Consider the following 16,663-nt stretch of genomic DNA (forward strand, 5'->3'; position numbering starts at 1 on the left):
GAAGAACGGCGCCGGCGGGCACCGGAGCCGGGTCTCACGCTGCCCGCGGCGACGAGAGCCGAGGGCGACGCCCGACGTGCGTCCCCCGAGAGGACGTGTTCGTCGAACTGATCGACCGGGGCTCAGGTTAGTGCGGGGAGGGGCTGGTGGGACAGGGTTCGAGGAACCTCGTCTTCACGAAACGGTCACGTCGCCCTCACCGCGGCAGACCCCCGAGAGGCGTCGCTCAGAGCACCCGGCCGGCGACGTCCAGCAGCGGACCGGCCACGGACCGGACCGCGACCGCGAGACCGCCGACGACGAGGGCCGCGACCAGCAGCCAGACCAGGACGAGCACGGCGACACCGACCGGCCCCCGACGGGTCCGGTGGGCCCCGCGTCGGGCGAGGAGGTGGGGCGAGTGCCCGCGACGAGCGCTCAGGGCTGCACGCCGAGACGGCGGGCCGACCGGGCGCGCTGCCGGCTGGTGCGCATCCGGCGCAGCCGCTTGACCAGCATCGGGTCGTGGGCAAGGGCGGCCGGGGAGTCGATGAGGGCGTTGAGCAGCTGGTAGTAGCGCGTGGGCGAGAGGTCGAAGAGCTCGCGAACGGCCTGTTCCTTGGCGCCGGCGTACTTCCACCACTGCCGTTCGAAGGCCAGGATCTCGGCGTCGCGGCGACTCAGCCCGTCGGGCAGCCCCCCGGGCTGCTCCTCGAGGGACGGGACGTCTCGCTCGATGCGCGCCGATGCGTCGTTCCGCTCCACGTCATGACCCCTCTCACCACGGCCTCCGGAACCGGGGGCCGGGCAGGAGTCTAAGAGCGCATCACACCCGTGTCGTTCACCTCGGCGGGCGCGTCCGGGCTCGGTACCGTCCCGTGCGTGACTCCCGCCGCAGCGCCCCCACCCGCCCCTCGCTTCCCGCGCACGGACGACGATCCGGCCGGACTCGGCCTCGACGACCTCGACCCGGGCTGGGCCCGTGCCCTGGCGGGGGTCCGCGACGACCTGGTGCGGCTCTCCAGTGCGCTGGCCGCCGAACCCGCGCCGTGGCTGCCCGCCCCCGAGAACGTGCTGCGGGCGTTCCGGGAGCCCTTCGACGGCGTCCGGGTGCTCCTGGTCGGGCAGGACCCCTACCCCACCCCCGGACACCCGATCGGGCTGAGCTTCGCCGTCGAGCCGCACGTCCGGCCCCTGCCGCGCAGCCTGGTCAACATCCACAGGGAACTCCTCGCCGACACCGGCGTGCAGGCGCCCGCGCACGGCGACCTCTCCTCCTGGTCGCGGGCCGGGGTCCTGTTGCTGAACCGGGTGCTGACGGTGCGCGCGGGCGAGTCCGGGTCGCACCGCAGGCTCGGCTGGCAGGCCGTCACCGACGCGGCCGTCCGGGCCCTGGCCGACCGGGGTGGACCGCTCGTGGCCCTGCTCTGGGGTCGCGACGCGCAGACGGTCGCTCCCCTGCTGGGCGGGGTGCCGGTCGTCACCGGGGTGCACCCCAGCCCGTTGTCGGCCTCGCGGGGGTTCTTCGGTTCCGCTCCGTTCAGCCGGGTCGACGAACTCCTGCGGGCCGAGGGGGGCGACGGGATCGACTGGCGGCTGACCTGAACCCCGGGGCGTGCGGCAGGATCGCGCCATGACCGCGACGTTGCACAGCACCCCCTTCGGCCGGACGCGACGTGGAGAACCCGTCGAGCGGTGGGAGCTGCGCCTGCCCTCCGGGGCGAGCGCCGCCGTCCTGACCCGCGGCGCGACCCTGCAGCAGGTCCGCGTCCCCGACGCCTCCGGCCGGATCGGCGACGTCGTCGTCGCCCTGCCCGACCTCGCGGCCTACGAGGCCGCCGACGGCTACCCCGGCGCCGTCGTCGGACGCGTCGCGAACCGCATCGCCGGCGGACGCTTCCGGGTCGACGGGGTGTCCTTCGCGGTCCCCGCCAACGACGGCGCGAACGCCCTGCACGGGGGTTCGGAGGGTTTCGACCAGCGCGTGTGGACCGCCACCGAGGTCTCGGTGGACGGGGTTGCCGGGGTGCGGATGTCGTTGCGCAGCAACGACGGCGACATGGGTTTCCCGGGCGCGCTGGACACCTCGGTCACCTACTCCCTGCGCGAGGACGGGGGTTCGGTGACGTTGCGCCTGGACTACGTGGCGACCGCGGACGCCGCCACCCCGGTGAACCTCACGAACCACGCCTACTTCGCCCTCGACGGCGCGGGCCCCGTCGAGGACCACGTCGTGCGGCTGTCCGCGTCGCGCTACCTGCCGATCGACGCGAACCTCGTCCCGACCGGTGAACTCGCCCCCGTCGAGGGCACCCCGTTCGACTTCTCCAGCCCGACCCGCATCGGCGAGCACCTCCGCGACGCGGACGAGCAGCTCCTCACCGCCGGCGGCTACGACCACTGCATGGTGCTGGACGGCCCCGGCTCCCTGCGGCCGGTGGCCACCGTCTCCGGCCCGCGCAGCGGACGTTCGCTCGAGGTCCGCACCGACCTGCCGGGCCTGCAGTTCTACACGGGGAACTTCCTGACCGGCGCGTGGCGGACGATCGAGGGCCGGCCCGTGCGGCAGGGCGACGCCCTCTGCCTGGAGACGCAGCTGCTGCCCGACGCGGTGAACCAGCCGCTGCTCGGGGATTCCGTGCTGCGCCCGGGTGCGGAGTTCACGACGACCACCGAGTACTCCTTCTCCGTGTGATCACCGCCACCGCGGACCGGTGACCCCCTAGAACGAGGCCAGCAGGTCCGCCACCGCCGGCCGTTCGTCGTCGGCGAGCGCCAGCAGCACGAGACGCAGCGGGTCCAGCCCCCGCAACGGCACGAAGGCGATGTCGTCGGAGCGGTGGCCGGCGGCGACGACCTCCGCGGTGATGGCCATCGCCCGTCCGGAGGCGACGAGGGCGAGCATCTCCTCGACGTTCTGGGCGGGCGGACCCACGACCCGGGGGACCGCGCCGGAGGGGCGGGGCTCGACGAGCCACACCTCCCGGTCGTACCCCGCGTCGACGATGGGCTCGTCGTCGAGGTCGGCGATGTCGATCGAGGTCTCACCGGCCAGCCGGTGCCCGGCCGCGAACACCGCCACCCGCTGGGTGTCGGCGACGTTCACCGCACGCACCCGCGCGTCCAGCACCTCGTCCGGGCCGGCGTTGAGGAAGACCACGTCGACCCGGCCGTCGGCGAGGCTCGCGACCTCCTGCCCCCAGGGGACGTGGCGCAGCACGACGTCGAGGTCCGGGCTCTCCTGGGAGGCCTGCACCAGCCGGGTCGAGACCCAGCGCGGGGTCGAGGTGCCGATGCCGACGGCCAGCCGTTCGCGTTCGCCCTCCTCCGCGATGCGCCGCGCGCGCACCAGCGCCCGGTCCAGGAGTTCGGTGATCCGCGTCGCGTCGGCGACCAGCGCCTGCCCGGCGGGGGTCAGCGCGGACCCCTCGCGGGCCACGCCCCGCGCGTCGCGGAGCACCAGCCGGCCCCCGACGAGCTGCTCCGTGCGCGCGATCGCCTGACTCAGCGCGGGCTGGGAGACCTGCAGCGAGACAGCCGCTCCGGTGAAGCTGCGTTCCCGGGACACGGCGAGCAGGTAGCGCAACGAGCGCACGTCGAGCTCGCCGCCGCTGCGTCCTGCACCACGCTGATCCACGGGATGGATGCTCTCAGAAGGAACGCTTGTGCGACACGTGGCACGTTCGCGCCTACGTTGAGCAGGGTGCGTTCCCTGACCGCCCTGCCCAAGGTGCACGTGCACGCCCACCTCGACGGGTCCTACCCGCGCGAGGCCGTGCTGGCCCTCGCCCGCCGCCGTGGTGCCCCGCTCGACCTGCCCGTGCGGGGCGGTCCCGCCGCCACCGGGGAGGGCTGGTCGGACGTCTGGGCGTTCTTCGAGGCCTACGGCCGGGTGCCCGCCCTGGTGGCGGACCTCGACGACCTCGCCGGCCTGTGCCGCGCGCTCGTCGCCCAGGAGGCGGCCGAGGGCGTGGTCTACCTCGAACCCGCGATCGAACCCCAGCTCTACGCCCCCCGGCTGGGGAGCCTGCGCGAGGTGACCCGGGTCGTCGTCGACGCCCTCGGCGAGGCCGGACGGGAGCACAGCGTGGAGGTCGGTTCGATCCTGACGCTGAACACCGACCAGGACGAGCCGATCGCCGCCGAGCTCGCCGCGGTCGCCGCCGAGTTCGCCGGCCGCGGGGTGACCGCGTTCGGGACGGCCGGGTTCGAGGAACCCTCGGGCCTGCAGCGCTTCACCGGGGCGGCCGCGACGGCCCGGGCGGCGGGTCTGCCGGTCGTCGCGCACGCCGGGCAGACGGGCGGCTGGGAGTGCGTCGCGGAAGCGATCGACGTCCTGGGCGCCACCCGCATCTCCCACGGCGTCCGCTCGGTCGAGAACCCGGCCTTCGTGCGCCGACTCGCCGACGAGGGCATCGTCCTCGACGTCGCCCCCGTCTCCAACGTGGCGCTCGGCATCGTCCCCACGCTCGCCGCGCACCCCGCCCCGGTCCTGCACGCCGCGGGCGTGGGGGTCACCCTGAACGCCGACGACCAGCTCTGGTTCGGTCGCGGCGTCAGCGACCAGTACGCCGTGGCGCGCGAGGTCTGGAAGCTGAGCGACACCGAGCTGGCGGCCCTGGCCGGGCACGGTCTGCGGATCGAGGGCATGAGCCCGGCGACCCGGCACCGGCTCGGCGCGGGTCTCCTCGACTGGCTGGAGCGCAGCCCGGCGGGCGTCCCCACGTGAGGCACCCGCACCACCTGCTCCTGAGCGCCTTCGAGATCAACGGTCCCAACCTCACCAGCCAGGGGTTGTGGGCCCACCCGGAGCAGCACACCGACCGCTACCTCGACCTCGCGCACTGGACGTCGCTGGCCCGGCTCCTGGAGGACGGGGGTTTCGACCTGCTCTTCCTGGCCGACTCCCCCGGCTACCCCGTGCTCGAGGGCCGCACCCCGGCCGTGACCTTCGAGCAGGGGGTCGAGATGCCGACCAACGACCCCCTGCTGCTGGTCCCGGCGATGGCCGCGGTGACGAGCCGGCTCGGGTTCGCGGTGACGTCCTCGACGAGCCTGGAGGGCCCCTACCCGAACGCCCGGCGGTTCGCGACGCTGGACCACCTCACCCGTGGGCGCATCGGCTGGAACGTCGTGACGACGTCGGCGGGGGTGGTCAGCGCGCTGCACGGACGCGAACCGCTGCCCCGCCACGACGAGCGCTACGACATCGCCGACGAGCACCTCGACCTCAGCTACCGGTTGTTCGAGGGCAGCTGGGAGGACGCCGCCGTGCTGCACGACAAGGCGACGCGGCGCTACGCCGACGCGCGTCGCGTCCACGAGGTCCACCACCACGGCCGCTACTTCCGCTCCGACGGCTACTTCAAGGTCGAGCCCTCCCCGCAGCGCACCCCCGTCCTCTTCCAGGCCGGTGCCAGCGAACGCGGTCGGGAGTTCGCGGCCACCCACGCCGAGGTGGTGTTCCTGCAGGGCCGCGACGCCGGGACGCTGCGCCGCCAGGTCCTCGACCTGCACGCCCGGGCCGCCCGGCACGGACGCGGCCCGGGGTCGCTGCGCACCCTCGTCGGACTCACGGTCGTGCTGGGACGCGACCGGGACCACGCCCGCTCCCGCCTCGAGGAGTACCTGTCCTGGGTCGACCCGGAGGCCGCCCGCGCCTACTACGCCTCGATGACCGGCATCGACCTCGCCGCCCTCGACCCCCGCGGGAACTTCTCCGACGTCCGCACCGAGGGCGGGCGGACCCAGGTGGAGCGCTACCGGGGTGAGACGGTGGCCGACGCACGCGCCGACTTCCTGCGCTTCGGGATGCGGGAGTTCGTGTTCACCGGCACGGCGGGCGACGTGGCCGACGCCATGGAGGCGCTGGTGCGGGAGACGGGGATCGACGGGTTCAACCTCACCCCGTTCGTCGTACCGGGCTCCTACGCGGAGTTCTGCGAGCAGGTCGTCCCCGAACTGCGTCGGCGGGGCACGCTGGCGCCACCACCCGGTCGCGACGCCCCAGGCCGTACGCTGCGGGAGGTGGTCTTCGGTCCGGGCCGCACGAGGCTGCCCGCCGACCACCCCGCGGCCCGGTACCGCCATCCTCCCGAGGAGTCGACGTGAGCGAGATCCCCGCCACCCCCGAGACGAGGGTGGGCGGTGTCGACGTCGAACTGAACGGCATCAACACCGTCGCCGAGTCCGAACGCCACGGCAGGCCACGCGACCTGTTCTGGCCGTGGTTCGCCGCCAACGTGTCCGTCCTGGGGGTCAGCTACGGCTCGTTCGTCCTGGGTTTCGGGATCTCGTTCTGGCAGGCCACGGCCGTCTCGATCGCCGGGGTGTTCCTGTCCTACGTGATCGTCGGCCTCGTCGCGATCGCCGGGAAGCGCGGTTCGGCGCCCACGATGACGTTGTCCCGCGCGGCCTTCGGGGTCGACGGGAACCGCCTGCCCTCGTTGGTGTCCTGGCTGCTGACGCTGGGCTGGGAGACGTCGCTGGCGGCCGTCGCGGTGCTCGCGACGGCGACCGTGCTGGACCGCCTCGGAGCAGGTGGGGGCACGGGCACGAAACTCGTCGCCCTCGTGATCGTCGTCGGGCTGATCGTGCTCGGCGGAACCCTCGGGTTCAAGGTCATCATGCGGATGCAGCGCTGGATCACGGTCGTCACCGCGGTGCTGACGGTCCTCTACATCGTCTTCGCGGCCGACTCCATCGACCTGGACGCCGTGAACGCCCTCCCGGCCGGGGACGCCGCGGCGGTCGTCGGGGCGTTCATCCTCGTGATGACGGGTTTCGGTCTCGGGTGGGCCAACGCCGCGGCGGACTACTCCCGCTACCTCCCGCGCGAGGCCTCCAGCGGCGGGGTCGTGTTCTGGACGACGCTGGGTTCCTCGCTCGGCCCGGGCGTGCTCCTCGTGTTCGGCGCGCTCGTCGCCGGGTCGTCGAAGGACCTCAGCGGCCGGATCGCGGCGGACCCCGTGGGGGCGCTCACGGACATCCTGCCGACGTGGTTCCTCGTCCCGTTCGTCGTCGTCGCCGTCCTCGGCCTCGTCGGCGGAGCGGTCATGGACATCTACTCCTCCGGCCTGGCGCTGTTGAACGTCGGACTCCGGGTCCCCCGGCCCGTGGCGGTCCTGATCGACGCCTGCCTGATGATCGCCGGGGCCGTCTACATCGCGTTCTTCTCGCAGGACTTCCTGACGCCGTTCCAGGGGTTCCTGATCACCCTCGGCGTCCCGATCGCCGCCTGGGCGGGGATCTTCCTCGCCGACCTCTCGCTGCGCCGCGGTGACTACGCGGAGGCGGAACTCCTCGACTCCCGCGGGCGCTACGGCTCGGTGCGCGGCCTGTCGGTGATCACCATGGTCGTCGCGACCCTCATCGGTTGGGGTCTGGTCTCGAGCTCGGTGTCGTGGCTGTCCTGGCAGGGCTACCTCCTCGCCCCCCTCGACCTGGCCCACCGGGTGCCGCCAGCCGGTGGCGAGGACGGCTACTGGGACAGCAACTGGGCCTACGCCGGCCTCGGCGTGGTCATCGCCTTCGTCCTCGGCTTCGCCGCCGTCGTCCTGGGCGGGCGCCGCGCCGTCGCCCTCCAGGAGGAGCGCGCCTGACGCTCGTCGCGGGGGGATCGTTGACTCCACGGTCCCGCAGAGTGGGACCGTGGAGTCAACGATCCCTCCCGGCAGAGCTCAGCCGCGCTGGACGGAGACCTTGGGCGGGGTCTGCAGGGTCTGGGCGATGACGCAGTAGCGCTCGGCCAGCGAGATCATCTTGGCCTCGGTCGCCTCGTCGGCGTCGGAGGTGAACGTGAAGGTCAGGGTGACGTCGGTGATGCCCACGGGCACCTCGCGCGAGACGCCGAGCGTGCCGCGGGCGTCCCAGTGCGCCTCGGCGGTCACCGACGCGTTGCGCAGCTCCACGCCCATGGCGGTGGCCACGCTGCGCAGGGTCACGCCGGCGCAGGCCGCGACGGCCTCGCAGAGCATGTCGGCGGAGCACGCCTCGGTCCCGTCGCCCCCGGCGGCGGGGTGCAGCCCGGCGCGGGTGGTGCCCGCGAACCCGTCGACCGACACGCCGATGGACTGCCCGTCCAGCACCGCCACGGCCTTCGCGGGAACCAGCGCCTTGGCCGGGTCCTCGCGGTAGGCGTCCTTCAACGGCTTCTGCAGGGCCCTCAGTTCGGTCGAATCCACCGGGCGAGCTTAGGCCCCCGCGGGGCCGGCCCCGCAACACCCGCGAAGATGCTGCCGTGAAGTGGACCACTGCCGTCAGCAAGCTCGCCGACGTCGCCCAGGGGTGCGAGCACGCGAACTCGTTGCCCGCCGAGCTGCACCTCTTCCGCGCCGAGGAGGCGTGGGTCTTCGGCGCCCTGCTCGGGCCGCAGCAGGACAGCGAGGACCCGGCGTTCGTCCGGGTCGCCGTCGTCGTCGACCTCCCCGAGGACGAGTGCGCGCTCTTCAGCCGACCGCAGGCCGGTGAGTTCTGGCTCAACGCGTCCGGACTGGCGAAGAGCCCCGTCCAGGTCCTCTTCCGGTCCGCGCAGGCCCCGGTGTGGAACCACCTGGTCGAACGGCCGGTGCGGTTCTGGGCCCGGGAGGAGGGCCTGGACCACGAGGCGCTCCTGCAGCTGCGCAACGGCGACGGCGAGGCGCTGCGCCCTGAGACGCCCACGGACGGGGAACTGCGCGAACGTCTCGACCGCGACCTGCGCGCGAGCCTCGAGGCACTGCGCCGCACGACCACCGACTACGACGGGAAGCGCTGGGCCCGGGCCAACCACAAGAAGCTCGGCGACGCGCTGGCGGACGTCGCCCTGGGCCTGCTGAGCCTGCAGGACGCCCGCGACGCTCTGGGCGCGAATAGTCTGGACGCGTGAGCGACGAGAAGCTGACGTACCGGCTGCTGACCGGCCCCGACGACCGATCCTTCTGCGAGAAGGTCACGGCGGCCCTGGCGGAGGGCTACGTCCTCCACGGCAGTCCCTCGATCACCACGACGGACGGGCGCACCGTCGCCGCGCAGGCCGTCGTCCTCCCCCACGTCCTGAGCCGACCCGGTGACGGCGGTGCGGCGTGACCGAACGCCTGCGCTGAGACGCGGGCGGTCCCGCGGCCGGGCTGATCACCGGCGCGCGGGGGCGATTTGACGGGTTCGACGACGGGAACCTACGGTTCCCCCACGGTCATGAGTGACAGCGACAAGCCCTGGCTCGTTGTCCGGCAACCCTCCCCCGCGGCGGGGTGCCCCAGGTGAAGACCAGGCCGGACGACCCCGTCCGGCAAGCGCGGAGCAACGCACGTCGTCGATCACGGGGTGCTGCGAGCCGCGCGCCCGCCGTTCGACCACCGGAGTGCCACCGTGTCCAGCCCCGCCCCCGCCCTGCCCGACAAGCCGAAGCGCCGCGGCCTCCTCATCGGGATCGTCGCCGCCGTCGTCGTCGTGGTCGTGGTGATCGTCGCCGTCGTCCTCGGGACCCGCAAGGACGACACCGCGACGACCGCCGCCGCCGGTTCCGCCCCGGCCCAGACCGTGAAGATCGGCGTGGCCGACAAGTCGCTGGACTACTGGAAGACGTACGTGGGCCTGGCGAAGTCGAAGCTGAACGTGACGGTCGACCTGGTCAACTTCTCCGACTACAGCCTGCCGAACCCGGCGCTGTCGCAGGGCGAGGTCGACCTCAACCAGTTCCAGCACATCCAGTACCTCGCGAACTACGACGTCACCGCCGGGGACGACCTGCAGCCCATCGGTGCGACCGCGATCTACCCGCTGCCGCTGTACTCGACCACGGCGAAGAGCCCGTCCGAACTCCCCGAGGGCGCGAAGGTCGCCATCCCGAACGACGACATCAACCAGGCCCGCGGCCTGCTGGTGCTGCAGTCGGCCGGTCTGCTGACCCTCAAGGACGGCGGCAACGCCTTCTCCTCGATCGACGACATCGAGACGAAGAAGGTCGACGTCACCGCCGTCGACGCCTCGCAGACCGCCGGCGCGCTGCAGAGCGGTTCGGTCGCCGCCGCGATCGTCAACGTGAACTACGCGACGAGCGCCAAGCTGCCGGAGACCGACGTCATCGCCAAGGACGACCCGTCCGACCCCTCGGCCGCGCCCTACGTCAACATCTTCGCCGCGCGGGCGAAGGACAAGGACAACGAGACCTACCTGAAGCTCGCGGCCCTCTTCCAGGACCCCGCCGTGCAGACGGTGTTCGCCAAGGACTACCCGAACGCGGTCGTCTCCGACCGCAGCGCCGCGGACCTGCAGGCCGACCTCGCCACCGTCGAGGCCGACGCGAAGGCCGCGAAGGGCAAGTGAAGACCCTCGTCAGCCTGGAGAACGTCTCCAAGCGCTTCGACCGCCGCGACGGCACGTCCGTCGCGGCGGTCGACGACGTCAGCCTCGAGGTCCGCGAGGGTGAGGTGCTGGCCGTCATCGGGTACTCCGGGGCCGGCAAGTCGACCCTGGTCCGCCTCGTCAACGCCCTCGAGAAACCCTCCTCCGGCAGCGTCCGCGTCGCCGGTCAGGACCTCACGAAGCTGTCGGAGGGTGATCTCCGCCGGGCCCGTTCGGGCATCGGGATGATCTTCCAGCAGTTCAACCTGTTCCGGTCGCGGACGGTGGCGGGGAACGTCGCCTACCCGCTGACCGTCGCGGGCGTCGGGCGGGCGGAACGCGACGCGCGGACCGCGGAACTCCTCGACTTCGTCGGTCTGCTGGACCGGGCGCACACCTACCCGGAGCAGTTGTCCGGCGGGCAGAAGCAGCGCGTCGGCATCGCCCGGGCACTGGCCACGAACCCGCCGCTGCTGCTGGCCGACGAGGCCACCAGCGCCCTGGACCCCGAGACCACCACCGAGGTCCTGTCCCTGTTGCGGCGGGTGAACACCGAACTCGGCGTGACCATCGTCGTCATCACCCACGAGATGGACGCCGTGCGCCAGATCGCGGACCGGGTCGCGGTGATGGAGAACGGCCGCCTCGTCGAGGTGGGCGACGTCTACGACGTGTTCTCCACCCCGCAGACGCCTGCGGCGCAACGCTTCGTGCGCAGCGCGACGCACGACCGTCCCGCCCCGGACGCGCTCGAACGGCTCCGCACCCACCACCCGGGCCGCATCGTGAGCGTCCGCATCACCGACGAGATCGGGTTGCAGCAACGCATCGACGCGGCGTTCCGCGCGAGCGCGACGAGCGCGGAACTCGTCTACGGGGGCGTCTCGGAGATCCGCGAGCGCCGGCTGGGGTCGCTGACCTACGAACTCACCGGACCCGACGTCGACGCCGCCCTGCGCACGTTGCGCGAGGCCGGGATCCACGCGGAGGAGGAACGGTGAACGGCTGGTTCGACGGTTTCCTCGACAGTGCCGACGTGTTCCGGACGGCGATCGGTCAGACCCTGCTCATGGCGGGCATCTCGCTCGTCGTCTCGGGTGTCCTCGGTCTGCTGATGGGCATCGCCCTGTACGCGACCCGGCCCGGCAACGTCTTCGGCAACCGGTGGGTGTTCGGGAGCATCGGGTTCGTCGTGAACCTGGTGCGCCCCATCCCCTTCGTCATCTTCATCGCCGCGATCGGCCCGCTGCAGAAGGCCGTCGTGGGTTCCACGATCGGCACGAACGCGGTGACGTTCGGCGTCGCCCTCGCGGCGGCGTTCGCGGTCGCCCGCATCGTGGAGCAGAGCCTCGTCGGGGTCGACCCCGGGGTGGTGGAGGCGGCGCGTGCGTTCGGTGCGTCGCGGATGTCGATCCTGTTCAAGGTCGTCATCCCGGAGGGCCTCGGGCCGCTCGTCCTGGGGTACACGTTCATCTTCATCGGCATCGTCGACATGACGGCGCAGGCCGGGCTCATCGGCGGCGGTGGCCTCGGCGACTACGCCATCACCTACGGGCAGCACCGCTACGACTGGGGCGTCGTCTACGTCAGCGTCGCGACGATCATCGTCATCGTCCAGGTGGGTCAGCTCGTCGGGAACCGGATCGCCCGCGGCGTCATGCGCCGCTAGTCCCCGACTCCTCGGACCCCGGACCCCGGACCCCGGACCCCCGTCGTGATCACACGGCGGGGGTCCCCCCGTTCAGGGGCAGATGACGTCGTAGACGTCGGTGTGCATCTCGAACCGTTCGTAGCTCTGGTGGTCGGTGACCTCGCCGTCGGAGTTCAACCGGAACGTCCCGGACCCGGCGTCGATCTCGACGACCTTCCCGGTCGCGGTGACGACGTCCTGCCGCTCGACGTGGACCCCGCTGCGCAGCCCGGCGGCGAAGCCCAGGCGGGCGAGGGGACCGGTGGACTCGGAGACGACGACGTCGGCCAGTCCGTCGTGCGGGTCGGCGCCGGGGACGAGGGGGGCGCCGCCGCCGATGGTGCCGCCGATGCCGATGCCGACCATCAGGACGGGACGCTCCCCCGGCGACACGGTGGTGCCGTCGACGTCGACGCGCAGCCGGAACCCCTTGCCCGCGCTGACCCCGGCCCAGGCCGCACCGACCGGGTAGGCGCCGGCCCGGAGGAGGCGCTTGAGCCGCTGCGCCTTGGCCGTCGCCGACGCCCCGATGCCCGCGTGGACGGTGTTGACGGTGATCCGGTCGTGGGAGTCGACGAGGAGCTCCAGACCCTTGGGGCTCCCCTGGGCGACGACGCGGGCCGCGGCGACCGGGTCCAGCGGCAACCGCAGCGAGCGGGCCAGGTCGTTGCCGGTACCGAGCGGGACGATGCCCAGCGGCCCCACCGAGCGGGTCGCCCCCGCGTTCCAGAGCAGTTGCAGCGCAGCGTGCAGGGAACCGTCGCCGCCCAGGAGCACGACCCGGCGTCCACCCGCCCCGAGCAGGGCAGTGCGCAGGTCGTCCAGGGAGCCCGTGCGGCGGAGCTCCACGTCACCGTGGCGGCGCAGTTCCCGCACGACGGCGTCGACCGCGCCGGCCCGCGCCGATCCCGCCCCCGCGTTGACGACGGCCAGGTACTGGTTCCCACTCACGTCCGCACAACGCACCGGGACGCCGACTCGTGCCGGACGCTTCGGACCTCACAGCGGACGCCAGGTCCCGCCCGCCTCGAGCACCTCACCGACCCCGTCCCACCGGTAGACGGAGCGACCGCCGCTGACCACGTGCACGGCCCGCGACATCACGTCGAGCGGGTCTCCGGACCAGACGGCGACGTCGCCGTCGAGACCGGGGGCCAGCGACCCGACGCGGTCGTCGATCCCCAGGATCACGGCCGGGTTGAGGGTCAGGGCCCGCAGCGCCTCGTCGGGGTCGAGGCCCTCCTTGACGGCCAGGGTCGCGGAGAGGGCGAGGAACTGGATGGGGACGACGGGGTGGTCGGTGGTCAGCGCGATCCGCAGCCCCGCGCCGGCGAGGATCCCCGGGACGCTCAGCGAGCGGTGGCGCAGTTCGGGCTTCGAGCGCGAGGTGAGCAGCGGACCGACGACGGCCGGCAGCCCCTTCTCGACGAGCAGGTCGAGGACGCGGTGGCCTTCGGTGACGTGGTTCAGGACGAGCCGGTAGCCGAACTCCTCGGCGAGGCGGACCGCGGTCGCGATGTCGTCGGCGCGGTGGGCGTGCTGCTGCCAGACGAGTTCGCCGGCGAGGACCCGGGCGAGGACCTCGGCGTCGCGGTCCCGGTCGGTGGGCGGGTCGAGGGGTTCGCCCTTCTCGGCCGCACGCGCCCGCTGGGCGCTGAACCGTTGCGCCGCAGCGAAGGCGTCGCGCAGGGCGGCCGCGATCCCCATGCGGGTCGAGGGGCCTCCGGAGTTCTTCCGGGGGTTCTCGCCGAGCGCGCTCTTCACCCCGATCGGCGCGCGCAGCAGCATCTGCTCGACCGTGGCCCCCCAGGTCTTCAGGGCTCCGGTCTGCCCCCCGACCACGTTGGCGGAACCCGGCAGGACGGCCACGGTGGTGACCCCTGCGCTCAGGGCGTCGGCGAAACCCTGGTCACGGGGGTCGACCCCGTCCCAGGACCGCAGCCGGGCGCCTCGGGGTTCACCCTTCTCGTTGACGTCGGCCCCGTGCCAGCCCTCCCCCTCGGCGTGGACGCCGAGGTGGGTGTGCGGGTCGACGAAGCCGGGCAGGACGAACCGGCCGGTCGCGTCGAGCACGGGAACGTCCGCGGGGACGGGCACGTGGGCACCGACGGCGACGATCCGGCCGTCGCGGACGAGCACCGTGCCGGGTTCGCGCTCGCCGTGCCAGTCCGGGGTCAGCCGCAGCAGCGTCCCTCCCACGACGGCGACGTCTCGGGAGACCTGTTCACGGTGCGGTGCGGGCATCCGGCCACTCTCGCAGCCGTCAGGACGGGAGGGAACTCCTGGTCTCCGAGACGTCCACCGCGGCCGCCGGGGCGCCCTCACGGAGGCGGGCCTGGTGGGCGGTCATGAAGCGACGTTCCACGAGGCGGTGGAACCCGTAGCTGACGGCCAGGGCGAGCGGCAGGACGACCAGCAGCATCACGGCGAACCGGGTGCCCACCCCCCAGGGGCGGTCGAGGGTCAGCAGGTTCCCGAGGCCGAGCAGCGGACTGTGCAGGAGGTAGAGGCTGTAGGACCAGAACCCGATCCAGACCAGCGGACGCCACTGCAGGACGGCGTGCACGGGGGTCCGGGTCCCGGCCACGGACTGCTGCGCCAGGGCCAGCAGGACCAGGGCCACCGCCGCACCGACGACGACCTCGGTGAACCACAGGTCGCGCAGACCGTGACCGGGGACGAGCAGGAAGAGGACCGCGACCACGACGACCGCCGCCACCGCGAGCAGCCCTGCGCGGGGAAGCGCACGAGCCCGGGCGACGTGGCGGGCGGCGACGAGGCCGAAGGCGAAGTCCGCGACGAACCAGAAGTGCGCGCCGTCGAAGCGCGGGAACAGGACGTGGATCCCCCAGCCCGCCGCGACCGCCAGCAGGACCATCGCGACCGCCCCGAACCTGCGCCACACGGGCAGGAGCACGAGGGGCATCACCAGGTACAACTGCCACTCGGTCGCGACCGACCACATCGGGCCGTCGATCTGCCACTTCCAGTCGCCGCCGAGGTTGTGGAGCATGAGCAGGTGCGACACGACACCCGTCGCGGTCACGGGAACCTTGCTGTCCCAGGCGGTTCCGGAGACCTGGCGCAGTTGCGGGACGAGGGCGATGAGCAGCAGGAAGAACGCGAGGGCCGCGTAGTAGGGCGGCAGGATCCGCCGCGCGCGGCGCTTCAGGAACGTCGCCCACCCCCGGGTCAACGCGGGGCGGTCCGGGGCGAGCGGGAGTCCGAGGACGAAACCCGACAGGACGATGAACACGGTCACGGCGTACTGGCCGTAGCGCAGGGGCTCGAAGACCGCGGGCAACGCCTCGTGGGCCTGCGACGACCCGGTGAAGAGGTAGGTGTGGTGGACGGCGACGAACAGCGCTGCGAGGCCGCGCAACCCGTCGAGGAAGGCGAACTCCAGCCGGGGACGTCGGGACGGGACCTGCGCTTCGATCATGACGACCTTCCCTGATCGGGGTGTGGAGCGGGGCCGCGGGGCGTCAGGGTCGTGGTGCCGCACTGGGAACTCCGGGGGCAGAGCGCGACAGGTCGAGGGCGCGGGCGCTCGAGCGGACGTGGTGACGTCGGCGCGCCCGGACGACGGGCCGCTCGAGCAGGAACCAGCTGGCGGTCGCGACGCCGAGGCTCACCGCGGTGGCTCCTGCCGTCACGAGGAGCGTGGGGCGGTCCGCGAACACCGCCTCGGCCCAGACGACGATCGCGTAGTTCCAGAGGTAGACGGCGTAGGAGATCGTGCCGAGGCCGAGGAGCAGTCGTCCGGGGACACCGCGGACGGTGTCGACGCGGAGTGCCGCGAGGACGAGGACGACGGCCGCCACCGCGATGGCCGGGCCGCCGACGAGGTAGGTCAGGGGGTTCCCCTTGAGTTCGGGCCCGACGCAGAGCAGGGCGAGCACGACGACGGCGACCGCGAGCGCGGGGCGGCCTCCGAGCAGTGCGGTCAGCCGGTCCCGGCCGAGCGCGCGGGCGAGGCCGCCGATCGCGAGCGCGACGAACCAGGAGGTGGGCAGCGAGTAGGCGGCGACGGTGTCGTGACCGACGACGACGACGGTGAGCACCGCGGCGAGCCAGCACAGGAGGACCGCGATCCCCAGGGTGCGGCGGAGGTGACGACCCCGGGAGGCCAGCACGATCAGGAAGGGCCAGACCAGGTAGAACTGCTCCTCCACCGAGAGCGTCCAGAGGTGGGTGGAGGCACTGCCCACCCACACCCCCAGGGGGAGGTCCGCGACGTAGGTCAGGGCCACCGGGACCGCGTAGCGCCAGGTCGGTCCCTGGTCGAGCGGGTCCGCGAGGACGCCGACCAGCGCGAGCACCACCACGAAGGCGATGAGGGCGGGGTAGAGGCGGAACACGCGGTTGAGGTAGAAGCGGCGGAAGTCGACGCGCCCGGTGCGCTCCACCTCACCCAGCAGGATCCCGGAGATCAGCCAGCCGGAGAGGGCGAAGAAGATCGTCACGCCGACGATGCCGGCGCCGCCGAAGACGTCCGGAGCGGCGTGGCGGAGGACGACGAGGCCGATGGCCACACCCCGCAGCACCGTCAGTCCGTCGATGCGGGCCGGGTGGACGGTTGGGGAAGGCGGTCGGGCATCGCTCAAGGGTCGACCTCCGGCGGTGGTGGCCACGCACCGGCGCACGACGGGGGTTCCCGCGGCGTGTCCG

The 16,663-nt window shown here is 72.9% G+C and carries 17 protein-coding genes and 1 riboswitch; of the genes, 10 read left to right on the forward strand and 7 right to left on the reverse strand.

From position 1 onward, the window contains the following. Positions 1-417 precede the first annotated feature (417 nt). Positions 418-717 (reverse strand): DUF3263 domain-containing protein, encoded by a 300-nt coding sequence (locus AC0I8G_RS14250; protein WP_380261551.1) that lies wholly within the window; start codon positions 715-717, stop codon positions 418-420. A gap of 144 nt (positions 718-861) precedes the next feature. Between AC0I8G_RS14250 and AC0I8G_RS14255 the strand changes: the two genes are divergently transcribed. Together AC0I8G_RS14255 and AC0I8G_RS14260 are read left to right on the forward strand one after the other, a co-directional pair. Then, a complete protein-coding gene (locus AC0I8G_RS14255) occupies positions 862-1,584 on the forward strand; it encodes a uracil-DNA glycosylase (protein ID WP_471730496.1) in 723 nt (240 codons plus the stop codon). A 28-nt stretch (positions 1,585-1,612) separates the two neighbouring features. Next, positions 1,613-2,674 carry an aldose epimerase family protein gene (locus tag AC0I8G_RS14260; protein ID WP_471730497.1) on the forward strand — a complete coding sequence of 354 codons (1,062 nt, stop codon included), beginning with the start codon at positions 1,613-1,615 and terminating at the stop codon, positions 2,672-2,674. Between the two features lie 27 nt (positions 2,675-2,701). On the opposite strand, the gene AC0I8G_RS14265 is transcribed toward AC0I8G_RS14260, so the two are convergent. Beyond that, positions 2,702-3,616, reverse strand: a complete 915-nt coding sequence (locus AC0I8G_RS14265) for a LysR family transcriptional regulator (protein WP_471730498.1) — start codon at positions 3,614-3,616, stop codon at positions 2,702-2,704. Positions 3,617-3,682: 66 nt separating this feature from the next. On the opposite strand from AC0I8G_RS14265, the gene add reads away from it, so the two are divergent. From add to AC0I8G_RS14280, 3 genes are read left to right on the forward strand one after another with little or no spacing between them, the layout of a single operon-like run. After that, the gene (gene add, locus AC0I8G_RS14270; RefSeq protein ID WP_471730499.1) at positions 3,683-4,708 is read left to right on the forward strand and encodes an adenosine deaminase; all 1,026 of its coding nucleotides are present in this window, start codon (positions 3,683-3,685) and stop codon (positions 4,706-4,708) included. Continuing rightward, positions 4,705-6,090 (forward strand): NtaA/DmoA family FMN-dependent monooxygenase, encoded by a 1,386-nt coding sequence (locus tag AC0I8G_RS14275; protein ID WP_471730500.1) that lies wholly within the window; start codon positions 4,705-4,707, stop codon positions 6,088-6,090. Before add ends, AC0I8G_RS14275 begins: the two co-directional genes overlap by 4 nt. Continuing rightward, positions 6,087-7,580, forward strand: coding sequence for a purine-cytosine permease family protein (locus AC0I8G_RS14280; protein WP_471730501.1), 1,494 nt, complete (start codon positions 6,087-6,089; stop codon positions 7,578-7,580). Before AC0I8G_RS14275 ends, AC0I8G_RS14280 begins: the two co-directional genes overlap by 4 nt. Positions 7,581-7,658: 78 nt before the next feature. Here the strand turns inward: AC0I8G_RS14280 and AC0I8G_RS14285 are convergent, their stop codons facing one another. Beyond that, positions 7,659-8,162: an OsmC family protein gene (locus AC0I8G_RS14285; protein ID WP_380261372.1), complete on the reverse strand. Its 504-nt coding sequence runs from the start codon at positions 8,160-8,162 to the stop codon at positions 7,659-7,661. A 56-nt stretch (positions 8,163-8,218) separates the two neighbouring features. On the opposite strand from AC0I8G_RS14285, the gene AC0I8G_RS14290 reads away from it, so the two are divergent. The 5 genes from AC0I8G_RS14290 (at position 8,219) to AC0I8G_RS14310 (ending at position 11,971) form a co-directional block, all read left to right on the forward strand. Further along, positions 8,219-8,845, forward strand: coding sequence for a DUF7711 family protein (locus tag AC0I8G_RS14290; protein ID WP_471730502.1), 627 nt, complete (start codon positions 8,219-8,221; stop codon positions 8,843-8,845). After that, positions 8,842-9,045 carry a DUF1737 domain-containing protein gene (locus AC0I8G_RS14295; protein ID WP_471730503.1) on the forward strand — a complete coding sequence of 68 codons (204 nt, stop codon included), beginning with the start codon at positions 8,842-8,844 and terminating at the stop codon, positions 9,043-9,045. The genes AC0I8G_RS14290 and AC0I8G_RS14295 overlap by 4 nt, the downstream gene beginning before the upstream one ends. A gap of 104 nt (positions 9,046-9,149) precedes the next feature. Then, positions 9,150-9,260: riboswitch (SAM riboswitch) on the forward strand. A 67-nt stretch (positions 9,261-9,327) separates the two neighbouring features. Beyond that, positions 9,328-10,284: a MetQ/NlpA family ABC transporter substrate-binding protein gene (locus AC0I8G_RS14300; protein WP_471730504.1), complete on the forward strand. Its 957-nt coding sequence runs from the start codon at positions 9,328-9,330 to the stop codon at positions 10,282-10,284. Then, a complete protein-coding gene (locus AC0I8G_RS14305; protein ID WP_471730505.1) occupies positions 10,281-11,303 on the forward strand; it encodes a methionine ABC transporter ATP-binding protein in 1,023 nt (340 codons plus the stop codon). Before AC0I8G_RS14300 ends, AC0I8G_RS14305 begins: the two co-directional genes overlap by 4 nt. A gap of 68 nt (positions 11,304-11,371) precedes the next feature. Continuing rightward, the gene (locus AC0I8G_RS14310) at positions 11,372-11,971 is read left to right on the forward strand and encodes a methionine ABC transporter permease (protein ID WP_471730562.1); all 600 of its coding nucleotides are present in this window, start codon (positions 11,372-11,374) and stop codon (positions 11,969-11,971) included. A 72-nt stretch (positions 11,972-12,043) separates the two neighbouring features. On the opposite strand, the gene AC0I8G_RS14315 is transcribed toward AC0I8G_RS14310, so the two are convergent. From AC0I8G_RS14315 to AC0I8G_RS14330, 4 genes are read right to left on the reverse strand one after another with little or no spacing between them, the layout of a single operon-like run. Next, complete coding sequence (locus AC0I8G_RS14315) at positions 12,044-12,943, reverse strand: diacylglycerol/lipid kinase family protein (RefSeq protein ID WP_471730506.1); 900 nt, start codon at positions 12,941-12,943, stop codon at positions 12,044-12,046. Positions 12,944-12,991: 48 nt separating this feature from the next. Next, positions 12,992-14,236: an amidohydrolase gene (locus AC0I8G_RS14320; protein ID WP_471730507.1), complete on the reverse strand. Its 1,245-nt coding sequence runs from the start codon at positions 14,234-14,236 to the stop codon at positions 12,992-12,994. Positions 14,237-14,255: 19 nt separating this feature from the next. Beyond that, positions 14,256-15,434 carry an acyltransferase family protein gene (locus AC0I8G_RS14325; protein ID WP_471730508.1) on the reverse strand — a complete coding sequence of 393 codons (1,179 nt, stop codon included), beginning with the start codon at positions 15,432-15,434 and terminating at the stop codon, positions 14,256-14,258. Between the two features lie 43 nt (positions 15,435-15,477). Next, positions 15,478-16,599, reverse strand: coding sequence for an acyltransferase family protein (locus AC0I8G_RS14330; protein ID WP_471730509.1), 1,122 nt, complete (start codon positions 16,597-16,599; stop codon positions 15,478-15,480). Positions 16,600-16,663: the final 64 nt, after the last annotated feature.

The sequence above is a fragment of the Kineococcus sp. AC630 genome (genome assembly GCF_979255925.1).

What these genes read in the sequence shown, in the direction of transcription:
- AC0I8G_RS14325 (WP_471730508.1), bottom strand. Translation starts at nt 15,434, where the DNA reads ATGATCGAAGCGCAGGTCCCGTCCCGACGTCCCCGGCTGGAGTTCGCC.
- AC0I8G_RS14320 (WP_471730507.1), bottom strand. Translation starts at nt 14,236, where the DNA reads ATGCCCGCACCGCACCGTGAACAGGTCTCCCGAGACGTCGCCGTCGTG.
- AC0I8G_RS14310 (WP_471730562.1), top strand. Translation starts at nt 11,372, where the DNA reads ATGGCGGGCATCTCGCTCGTCGTCTCGGGTGTCCTCGGTCTGCTGATG.
- AC0I8G_RS14260 (WP_471730497.1), top strand. Translation starts at nt 1,613, where the DNA reads ATGACCGCGACGTTGCACAGCACCCCCTTCGGCCGGACGCGACGTGGA.